Raw genomic sequence first — 9,579 nt, 5'->3', positions numbered from 1 at the left:
CCTGGGGAGGAAGCACCGCCGTGGACGTCAGCGAGATACTGACCGGCCTGTACAGCGAGCAGGGCCGGCAGAACCCCTATCCCTACTACGCGGCCCTGCACGCGCACGGGCCGATCAACGCGGTTCCGGCCCGCGCCGAGCACAGCACCGTCACCGCGGTGGCCGGCGGCTACGACGTGGTGGACCGGATCCTGCGCGACCCCGGGTGGTACAAGGGGCTGCCGCCCGGCTGGGAGGAGCAGGAGATCCTGCGTACCTTCCTCAGCTCGATGATGTTCGTCAACCCGCCGGACCACACCCGGATGCGGGCGGTGTTCGCGAAGACCTTCACCCCGCGCCGGCTCGGCGCGCTGGAGCCGGTCGTGGTGCGGATCGTCGAGGAGCACCTGGACCGGATGGCCGCAGCCGGCGCGCACGGCGCCGAGGTGGACTTCGTCGCCGACTTCGCGTACCCGGTCCCCGCCCTGGTGATGGCCGAGTTCATCGGTCTGCCCGCGGCGGACCTGGCCTGGTACCGGCAGCGGGTCGACTGGATCGACGAGTACATGGACGTCGCCGGCAAGACCCCGGAGCGGCTGGCCCGGGCCAACCAGGCCGCCGAGGAACTGCGCGGCTACTACCGGGACCTGATCGCCCACCGCCGCCGTGCACCCGGCCACGACCTGATCAGCGGCCTGGTGGAGGTGCTCGACGCCGGCGACGTCGATCTCACCGAGGACGAGTTGATCAGCAACCTGATCGTGCTGTTCAACGCCAGCTTCGTCACCACCGTCTACATGTTCAGCAACGGCCTGCCGCTGCTGCTCGCCCATCCGGACGTGACCGCCGCGCTGCCCGGCGACGACGCCCTGGCCCGCGGCTGCGTGGACGAGGTGCTGCGGATGGAGAGCCCGGTGCACTTCCTGGCCCGGTCCGCGCCCGCCGACACCGAGCTGGACGGCGTGCCGCTCACGCGCGACGACACCGTGCTGCTGCTGATCGCCGCCGCCAACCGGGACCCGGCGCGCTTCCCGGACCCGGACCGCTTCGACCCGCACCGGGCCGGTCCGCCGTCGCTGGCCTTCGGCGTCGGACTGCACTTCTGCCTCGGCGCGGCGGTGTCGCGGCTGGAGGGCCGGCTGGCGCTGCCCCGGCTGTTCGCCCGGTTCCCCCGGCTCGCGGTCACCCAGCCGCACACCTACAGCGGTAGCCTCTTCCTGCGCGGCATCGACAAGCTCTTCGTCACCACCGGGNGCGCGGGCCGCCGCCGGCACCGCGCCGCTCTACACCCAGACCCTCGCCGAGGCCCGTGCCGCCGACCTCGCCGCGATCCGCGCCGGCGCCGGCGCGGTCGAGCCGGTGACCGAGGTACGCGACACGCACGTCCCCGGCCCGGCCGGGCCGCTACCGGTGCGGATCCACCGGCCGCCCGGCGACGGCCCGCTGCCCACGCTGGTGTGGTTCTTCGGCGGTGGCTGGACGCTCGGCAGCGTGGACACCGCCGACGGGATCTGCCGCCGCCTGGTCAACCTCGCCGGCTGTCAGACCGTCACCGTCGGCTACCGGCTCGCACCGGAGCACCCGTTCCCGGCCGCGGTGGAGGACTGCCACGCCGGGCTGCGGCACGTCGCCGCGCGGGCCGACGAGTTCCGGGTGGACCGGGCCCGGCTGGCCGTCGGCGGGGACAGCGCCGGCGGCAACCTGGCCGCCGCGGTGACGTTGCTGGCCCGCGCCGACGGCGGCCCCCGGCTCGCCGCCCAGGTGCTGGTCTACCCGAACACCGACCAGCGCCCCGGGCAACGGCCGACCGACGACGAGGATCCGCTGCTGTTCAACCGGCACTCGGTCCGGTGGTACCGGGAGCACTACCTGGCCGACCCGCAGGACGCGGCCCACCCGCTGGCGTCGCCGCTGCTCGCCGAGAACCTGTCCGGCCTGCCCCCGGCGCTCGTCGTCACCGCCGGGCACGACCCGCTGCGCGCCGAGGGCCGGCGTTACGCCGAGCGGCTGCACGAGGCCGGCGTGCCCACCGAGACGGCCGACTACCCGGGCATGATCCACGGTTTCTTCGCCATGCCCGGCGTGTTCGACGCCGGCCGCGACGCCCAGGAGCGGGCCGCCGCGTTCCTGCGCCGGCACCTCGCCCCCGACCCGGCGACGCGCGGGGCGACCGTCGGGGGCGACCATGCCTGACCTCGGGGCGGGATTCGTGCCGCCGGTCAGCCTGGGCGACTTCGCGGCGCTGGCGCGGGCGGTGCTCCCGGCCGACGTGTGGGACTTCGTCGACGGCGGCAGCGGCACCGAGACCGCGCTGGCCGGCAACCGGGCCGCGCTGGACCGGGTGGCGGTGCTGCCCCGGATGCTGGCCGGTGTGGACGATCCGTCCACCGAGGCGGCGCTGCCCGGTGGCCGCGCCGCGCTGCCGGTGGCGGTCGCGCCGATGGCGTACCAGCGGTTGCTGCACCGCGACGGCGAGCCGGCGCTCGCCGCGGCGGCCGGGGCGGCGGGCGTGCCCTACGTGGCCAGCACGCTGTCCAGCACGCCGATCGAGGAGATCGCCGCGGCCGGCGCGACGGTGTGGTTCCAGCTCTACTGGCTGCGCGACCGGAGCCTGGTGGCCGACCTGCTCGACCGGGCGCTCGCCGCCGGCTGCGCGGCGCTCATGGTCACCGTGGACGTGCCGGTGCTCGGCCGGCGCCTGCGCGACGCGCGCAACGGGTTCGCATTGCCGCCGCACGTCACCGCCGCCAACCTGCCCGGCGGCCGGGACGACCTGGCCCACCAGGGCACCCCGGGGGTCTCCGCGGTGGCGGCGCACACCGGCGCGGTCTTCGCCCCGGCACTGAGCTGGGCGGACCTTGCCTGGTTGCGGGCGCGTACCCCGGTGCCCCTGCTGGTGAAGGGCATCCTGGACCCGCGCGACGCGGTCCGCGCGGCGGACGCCGGCGTGGACGCGGTGGTGGTCTCCAACCACGGCGGCCGGCAGCTCGACGCCGCCCCGGCCAGCGTGAGCATGCTGCCGGAGGTGGTCGACGCGGTGGGGGAGCGGTGCGCGGTGCTGCTGGACAGCGGCGTCCGCGGCGGTGTCGACGTGCTGCGTGCGCTCGCACTCGGCGCGGCGGGCGTGTTGGTCGGCCGGCCGCTGCTCTGGGCGCTCGCGGCCGGCGGCCGGGCCGGCGCGGAGGCCGCCCTGGCGCTGCTCGCGGCCGAGCTGCGCGACGCGCTCATCCTCAGCGGCTGCCCCGACCCGGCCTCGGCGCGGCGGCTGCGCACCCGGATCGGAGGCTGACGTGGAACCGGTGGACCTCAGCGTCACGGCGCTGCACGGCAGCGTCGACGACCCCGCGTTGAACTCGATGAACTTCCTCAACGAGGTGGCGCAGCACTACCCGGAGGCGGTGTCGCTGGCCGCCGGCCGGCCGTACGAGGAGTTCTTCGACTCGACGCTGCTGCCCGGCCACCTGGACCGGTTCCGCCGGCACCTGGCCGACGACCTGGGCCTCGGGCCGGCGCAGGTGGACCGGACGCTGTTGCAGTACGGGCGGACCAAGGGCATCGTGCACCACCTGGTCGCCCGCAACCTCGCCGTCGACGAGGGGTTCACCGTCGACCCGGAGGCGATCGTGGTGACCGTCGGCTGCCAGGAGGCCATGTTCCTGGTGCTGCGCGCGCTGCGGGCCGACCCGGCCGACGTGCTGTTCGCGGTCGCGCCCACGTACGTGGGGCTCACCGGCGCGGCCCGCCTGGTCGACCTGCCGGTGCGCCCGGTGGCCGGTGGACCGGGCGGCGTCGACCTGGCCGACCTGCGCGCCGGGGTGCGGCGGGCCCGCGCGGCCGGGCTGCGACCGCGGGCCTGCTACGTGATGCCGGACTTCGCCAACCCGTCCGGCGTCAGCATGGACACCGACGCGCGTCGCCGGCTGCTCGACCTGGCCGCCGAGGAGGACCTGCTGCTGATCGAGGACAACCCGTACGGGCTGTTCCCGGCCGGGGGCGGGCAGCGGCGGCCCACGCTCAAGGCGTTGGACACCGCGCGCCGGGTGGTCTACCTCGGCTCGTTCGCCAAGACCGTGCTGCCCGGCGCGCGGGTCGGCTACGTGGTCGCGGACCAGCGGGTGGCCGGCTCGGACGGCACGGTGGGGCCGCTCGCCGACCAGCTCGCGAAGATCAAGAGCATGGTCACGGTGAACACCTCACCGATCGCCCAGGCGGTGATCGGCGGCGCGCTGCTGGCGCACGACTGCTCGCTGGTGGCCGCGAACGTCCGGGAGCGGGCCGCGTACGCCCGCAACCTGCGCCACCTGGTCGACGGCCTGGCCCGGCGTTTCCCGGCCGACGGACCGGTGCGCTGGACGGTGCCGGCCGGCGGCTTCTTCGTGGTGGTCACCGTGCCGTTCCCGGTGGACGACGCGTTGCTGCACCGGTCGGCCCGGGAGTACGGCGTGCTCTGGACCCCGATGGCGCACTTCTACGACGCCGGCACGCCGGTGAACGCGTTGCGGCTGTCGGTGAGCGCGGTCACCCCGGCGCAGATCGACCTGGGCTTGGACCGGCTCGTGGCGCTGGTCACCGACACCACGGCGGCGGTGGTCGCGCCGGCCTGACGCCACTGTGTCGCCGTTACGGCACCACCGGTGTTCCCCGGCGCCGGGGCCGACGTTGATAATGGACGGATGGTTGCCTGGGAGTACGCGTTGCTGGTCCGCCGTTATCAGGGGCAGGGCCGGAATTTCCACGTCTCGTTCGTCTGGTACGGCCCGGACGGGTCCCGCACCGACGTCACCGCGTACGGCGACACCGCGGTCGCGCACCTCAACCGCGTCGGCCGGGAGGGCTGGGAGCTGGTGACCGCCGCCGAGGACGTGAACAACGTGCAGGGCAGCACCGAGGTCCACCGCTANGCCGCTCACGAGGCAGGGGCGCGGACCGTCTCAGCCCAGGTCGACGGCGGGGTAGAGCGGGAACGGGGTGAGCAGGTCGGCGGCCTGCTTGCCGACCTGCTCGGCCACCGCCGGGTCGAGAACGTACTTCGCCTTCGACCCGGCGCCGTCGGGGCCGGTGCCGGGCGTCGTCCGGTCGAGCACGGTGTGGATCAGCTCGGCGGTCGCGTCCATCTCCGCCGTGCCCAGCCCGCGCGTGGTCAGCGCCGGCGTGCCGATCCGGATGCCGGAGGTGTACCACGCGCCGTTCGGGTCCTGCGGGACGGCGTTGCGGTTGGTCACGATGCCGGAGTCGAGCAGCGCCTGCTCGGCCTGCCGGCCGGTCAGGCCGTACCCAGAGACGTCGATGAGCACCAGGTGGTTGTCGGTGCCGCCGGTGACCAGCGTCGCGCCGCGGCGCAGCAGCCCGTCGGCGAGCGCCTGCGCGTTGTCCACGATCCGCTGGGCGTAGCCGGCGAAGTCCGGGCGCCGGGCCTCGGCCAGCGCCACCGCCTTGGCCGCCATGACGTGCGGCAGCGGCCCGCCGAGCACCATCGGGCAACCGCGGTCGACCTGGTCGGCCAGCTCCGGACCGCAGAGCACCATGCCGCCACGCGGGCCGCGCAGCGACTTGTGCGTGGTGGTGGTGACGATGTGCGCGTGCGGCACCGGGTCGAAGTCGCCGGTGAAGACCTTGCCGGCGACCAGGCCGGCGAAGTGCGCCATGTCGACCATGAAGGTGGCGCCGACCGAGTCGGCGATCTCCCGCATGATCCGGAAGTTGACCTTCCGGGGGTACGCGGAGTAACCGGCGACCAGGATCAGCGGCCGGAACTCGCGGGCCGCCTCGGCCACCCGGTCGTAGTCGATCAGGCCGGTGGCCGGGTCGGTGCCGTAGCTGCGCTGGTCGAACATCTTGCCGGAGATGTTCGGCCGGAAGCCGTGGGTGAGGTGGCCGCCGGCGTCCAGCGACATGCCGAGCATCCGCTGGTCGCCCAACTCCCGGCGCAGCGCGAACCAGTCCGCCTCGGTGAGGTCGTTGACCTGGCGTACCTGCGCCTTGCGCAGCGCGGGGGACTCGACCCGGTCGGCGAGGATCGCCCAGAACGCGACCAGGTTGGCGTCGATGCCGGAGTGCGGCTGCACGTACGCGTGCGCGGCGCCGAACAGCTCCTTGGCGTGCTCCGCGGCGAGCGCCTCGACCGTGTCGACGTTCTGGCAGCCGGCGTAGAAGCGCCGCCCGATCGTGCCCTCGGCGTACTTGTCGCTGAACCAGTTGCCCATGGCCAGCAGCGTCGCGGGCGAGGCGTAGTTCTCGCTGGCGATCAGCTTGAGCGATTCCCGCTGGTCGGCCAGCTCGGCCCCGATGGCGTCCGCCACCCGCGGCTCGACGGCGCGGATCACCTCCAGCGCGCTGCGGAAGGCGGTGGATTCGGCGTTGAGCGACATGCGACCTCCTGGTGACGTGTGAAGGCCCAGGCGCTCGGCGTGCGTCCTCATGACGGGGCCGCTTCCCGATGGTGCTCCATCCCCACGCGCCAGTCACGGCCCGTGGGAGATCCTACCGGTCAGGCGAGGATCCTCGTGAGGGCCGTCCGGAGCCGGGGCGCCAGCGTCATCACGTAGGTGCCGGTGAGGTGGTTGTTGTCGCGGAAGACGAGTACCTCGCCGATGACGGCCGGACAGGGGTCACCGGGGCAGACGGCATCGGTGAGGTCCACCAGGTGGACGTTTGGTGTCCGCGTCGCCGCCAGCTTGTGGGCCGCGCTACTGCCGACCCGGAACGCGTCCGCCCGCGCGGTCGCGCAGCGGGTCAGTTTCCGCCGGTTGGTCAGCACACACTCCGGGGCGATCCGATCCAGTTGCGGATTGTCACGGAGCACGCCGACCGGTATGCCGACCGCCGTCAGCCGCTGCCATGTGGTGCCCAACGCGTCGGCGAGGACCATGTTCGACTTGTCGGTGGGCTCCGGTGGCATCATTCCGTTGGGGTGGAAGAAGGCGTTGCCGACCAGGAGCAGGTCCGGCTTGACGACGGTGGTCAGCTCCTTGAGCAGGCGGTGGTTCCAGTCCACGCACCGGGGGGCGGGCCACTCCTTCCACGCCGCCATGTTTTCCATGTCGATGAAGGGACAGCCACCCAGGGTGTAGGTGGTCACCCGCCACCGTTCCGCCTCCGCCACCGCCCGCAGCGCGGGAAGCCACTGAAGGGCGTGTGAATCCCCGGCCAGTGCGATGGTGGTCGTGCTCTCCGGGTCGCCGTACACGCAGGGGGTGATCCCCTGTTCGCCGGTCAGCTTGGCCCCACACGCGTTCGGCCAGGCCTCCGGCCCGTCCATTTTGGCGACCATCGGGTCCGGAGTGATCGAGGCGACCCGGTCGACCGCCTGGCCGGCGTGATCGCCAAGCGGGTTGGCGCCGAGCACGGTGGCCCCTGGCGGACCGGTGACGGTGAGCTTGCCGGCGGCGGACGCGCTGCCGCTGGGCAGGGGCATGGTNTGGCGGTGACCGCGAGCGCCGAGCAGAGAGCACCGAGGCGCAGCGCGTCGGCCGGTCGCCAGCGCAGGGTCTCGGACATCCGGATCGGGTTCTCCACGAACCGGTACGCCAATGTAGCGGGCACGGCGGACAGCGCCACGACGCCGAGGGCGACACTTGGGCTCAACTCGCCGAGCCTCGCCTCGGCCGCCATCAGCAGCGGCCAGTGCCAGAGATAGAGCGAGTAGGACAGCGCCCCGAGGACCCGCATCGGCCGGACTCCGAGCGCGCCGGCCGGCCCCCACCTGCCGGCAGCGGGCGCGCCGGCGATTATCGCGGCCGTGCCGAGGGTCGGCAGCAGCGCCTGATAGCCCGGAAAGGCCACCTCGGGATCGAAGACGAACGCGGACGCGACGACGGCGGCGAGACCGCCCCAGGCGACGAGCGCCGCCAGTGGGCGCGGGGCTCTATGCCACCGGGTGCCGGCGATGGCGACGGCGCCACCGATGGCGAGCTCCCACAGGCGCGTGGTGGTGACGAAGTAGGCCGGATCCGGATTCGCCTGGCTCTGCTGCACCGACCAGGCGAACGAAGGCACGGCCACGAGCGCGACGCCGGCCATCAGCGCGCCCCGCCGTAGCCGGCGTCGCCCGGCGAGGGTGGCCAGGCCGAGCAGCAGCAGCGGCCAGATGAGGTAGAACTGTTCCTCGACGCCGAGGGACCAGAAGTGCTGGACGATGCTGGGGGGGTCCTCCCGGGCCCAGTAGTCGGTGGACTGGACGGCGAGCCGCCAGTTCAGTCCGTGGCAGGCGCTGGCCACGATGTCCCAGGCCGTGGAGCGCCACCGGGTGGCGGGAAGCAGAAGCCAGGTGAGCAGCAGGCTGGCCAGCAGGACCAGGACGGCGGCGGGCAGCAGCCGTTTAGCCCGGCGGGCGTAGAAGCCGGCAAGCGAGATGCGGCCGGTCCGCTCCAGTTCGGCGACGAGTAGCCCGGTGATCAAAAAACCGGAGATGACGAAGAAGATGTCCACCCCGACGAAGCCGCCCGGCACCAGGTCACGGTCGGCGTGGACGACGAGCACCATGATGAGGGCGAGGGCGCGCAGGCCCTCGATGTCCCCCCGGTACGACGACCGCGGCGCGCCCTCCGCGCCGACGAGTGGCTGCCGGCCGCCGGGCCGCGATTCACCAACTAGCACTTCTGCCCCATTCCGTCCTGATTCGTGGGTGCCTTCTACCCAACGGTTGGGGGCGGCGGAGGTTACCCGGCCGCCCGGGAGAGGCGGGGTTGGGCGGCCCGGCGTGGGGCACACCCAGGGGGAGGGCCGGTCCCGCGACGGCGACCCGGCCCCACCGGAGAGGAGACACGAGCATGACCACACCGACCACCGGACGGCCGCTCGCCGTGGTGACCGGCGCGTCCAGCGGCATCGGATACGAGTTGGCCGTCCAGTTCGTCGAGCACGGGTACGACGTGGTGGTCGCCGCCGAGGACGCGGCGATCGAGACGGCAGCGCGTGACCTGCGACGTGACGGCGGGCCGGAGGTGCGCCCGGTGCGGGTGGACCTCGCCACGCCGGAGGGGGTGCAGCGGCTGGCCGGGGAGGTGACCGCGCTCGGCCGCCCGGTCGACGCGCTGGCGCTCAACGCCGGCCGGGGCGCGGGCGGCGACTTCGTCGGCGGCACCGACCTGGCCGACGAGCTGACCGTGATCGACCTGAACGTCCGCTCGACCGTGCACCTGGCCAAGCTGCTGCTGCCCGGCATGGTCGAGCGCGGCGCCGGGCGGGTGCTGTTCACCTCGTCGATCGCCGCCACGATGCCCGGCGCGTTCCAGGCGGTCTACAACGCGTCGAAGTCGTTCGTGCAGTCGTTCGCGGAGGGGGTGCGCAACGAGCTGAAGGACACCGGCGTCACGGTGACCTCGCTGATGCCGGGCCCGACCGACACCGAGTTCTTCGAGCGGGCCGACATGACCGACACCCGGGTCGGGCAGGGGAAGAAGGACGATCCCCGCGAGGTGGCGCGGGACGGGTTCGAGGCCCTGATGAAGGGGGACCACAAGGTCGCGGCGGGTTCGCTGGTGAACAAGCTCCAGACCGCGGCCGGCAAGATCGTCCCGGACCGGCTCAAGGCGGAGCAGCACCGAAAGATGGCCGAGCCGGGCTCCGGCACCTGAGCACGTAAGGAAGGGGCCCCTGTTA

At 73.5% G+C, this 9,579-nt stretch carries 7 protein-coding genes, 2 pseudogenes and 1 riboswitch; of the genes and pseudogenes, 6 read left to right on the top strand and 3 right to left on the bottom strand.

Annotation, left to right across the window (positions count from 1 at the left end; translation table 11 throughout):
* Positions 1 to 20: 20 nt before the first annotated feature.
* The 5 genes and pseudogenes from B1205_RS03080 to B1205_RS03060 all read left to right on the top strand — a co-directional run.
* Positions 21 to 1,247: pseudogene (locus B1205_RS03080) on the top strand (cytochrome P450); the annotation flags it as partial.
* Between the two features lie 91 nt (positions 1,248 to 1,338).
* Entirely contained in the window at positions 1,339 to 2,172 is an 834-nt protein-coding gene (locus tag B1205_RS03075) for an alpha/beta hydrolase (protein WP_254909665.1), read from the top strand.
* Complete coding sequence (locus tag B1205_RS03070) at positions 2,165 to 3,268, top strand: alpha-hydroxy acid oxidase (protein ID WP_089154201.1); 1,104 nt, start codon at positions 2,165 to 2,167, stop codon at positions 3,266 to 3,268. The genes B1205_RS03075 and B1205_RS03070 overlap by 8 nt, the downstream gene beginning before the upstream one ends.
* Position 3,269: 1 nt before the next feature.
* The gene (locus B1205_RS03065; RefSeq protein ID WP_089154200.1) at positions 3,270 to 4,583 is read left to right on the top strand and encodes an aminotransferase-like domain-containing protein; all 1,314 of its coding nucleotides are present in this window, start codon (positions 3,270 to 3,272) and stop codon (positions 4,581 to 4,583) included.
* Positions 4,584 to 4,652: 69 nt separating this feature from the next.
* A pseudogene (locus B1205_RS03060) lies at positions 4,653 to 4,877 on the top strand (hypothetical protein); the annotation flags it as partial.
* Positions 4,878 to 4,910: 33 nt separating this feature from the next.
* On the opposite strand, the gene B1205_RS03055 reads toward B1205_RS03060, so the two are convergent.
* The 3 genes from B1205_RS03055 to B1205_RS03045 form a co-directional block, all read right to left on the bottom strand.
* Positions 4,911 to 6,347 carry a glycine hydroxymethyltransferase gene (locus tag B1205_RS03055; protein WP_089154199.1) on the bottom strand — a complete coding sequence of 479 codons (1,437 nt, stop codon included), beginning with the start codon at positions 6,345 to 6,347 and terminating at the stop codon, positions 4,911 to 4,913.
* 17 nt (positions 6,348 to 6,364) lie between these two features.
* Positions 6,365 to 6,454, bottom strand: a riboswitch (ZMP/ZTP riboswitch).
* A gap of 12 nt (positions 6,455 to 6,466) precedes the next feature.
* A complete protein-coding gene (locus B1205_RS03050; RefSeq protein ID WP_089154198.1) occupies positions 6,467 to 7,237 on the bottom strand; it encodes an SGNH hydrolase domain-containing protein in 771 nt (256 codons plus the stop codon).
* On the bottom strand, positions 7,192 to 8,460 hold the full coding sequence (locus tag B1205_RS03045) for an acyltransferase family protein (protein ID WP_441338439.1): 1,269 nt from the start codon (positions 8,458 to 8,460) through the stop codon (positions 7,192 to 7,194). The genes B1205_RS03050 and B1205_RS03045 overlap by 46 nt, the downstream gene beginning before the upstream one ends.
* 287 nt (positions 8,461 to 8,747) lie before the next feature.
* On the opposite strand from B1205_RS03045, the gene B1205_RS03040 reads away from it, so the two are divergent.
* The gene (locus tag B1205_RS03040) at positions 8,748 to 9,554 is read left to right on the top strand and encodes an SDR family NAD(P)-dependent oxidoreductase (RefSeq protein ID WP_089154196.1); all 807 of its coding nucleotides are present in this window, start codon (positions 8,748 to 8,750) and stop codon (positions 9,552 to 9,554) included.
* Positions 9,555 to 9,579 lie beyond the last annotated feature (25 nt).

This window comes from Micromonospora sp. NBS 11-29 (assembly GCF_002140155.1).
Lineage (GTDB): Bacteria > Actinomycetota > Actinomycetes > Mycobacteriales > Micromonosporaceae > Micromonospora.
This window is presented reverse-complemented; position numbering and strand designations above follow the sequence as displayed.

Bases quoted from the DNA above. Each gene is read 5' to 3' on its own strand.
- B1205_RS03055 (WP_089154199.1), bottom strand. From the start codon at position 6,347: ATGTCGCTCAACGCCGAATCCACCGCCTTCCGCAGCGCGCTGGAGGTG.
- B1205_RS03050 (WP_089154198.1), bottom strand. From the start codon at position 7,237: ATGGACGGGCCGGAGGCCTGGCCGAACGCGTGTGGGGCCAAGCTGACC.
- B1205_RS03040 (WP_089154196.1), top strand. From the start codon at position 8,748: ATGACCACACCGACCACCGGACGGCCGCTCGCCGTGGTGACCGGCGCG.
- B1205_RS03070 (WP_089154201.1), top strand. From the start codon at position 2,165: ATGCCTGACCTCGGGGCGGGATTCGTGCCGCCGGTCAGCCTGGGCGAC.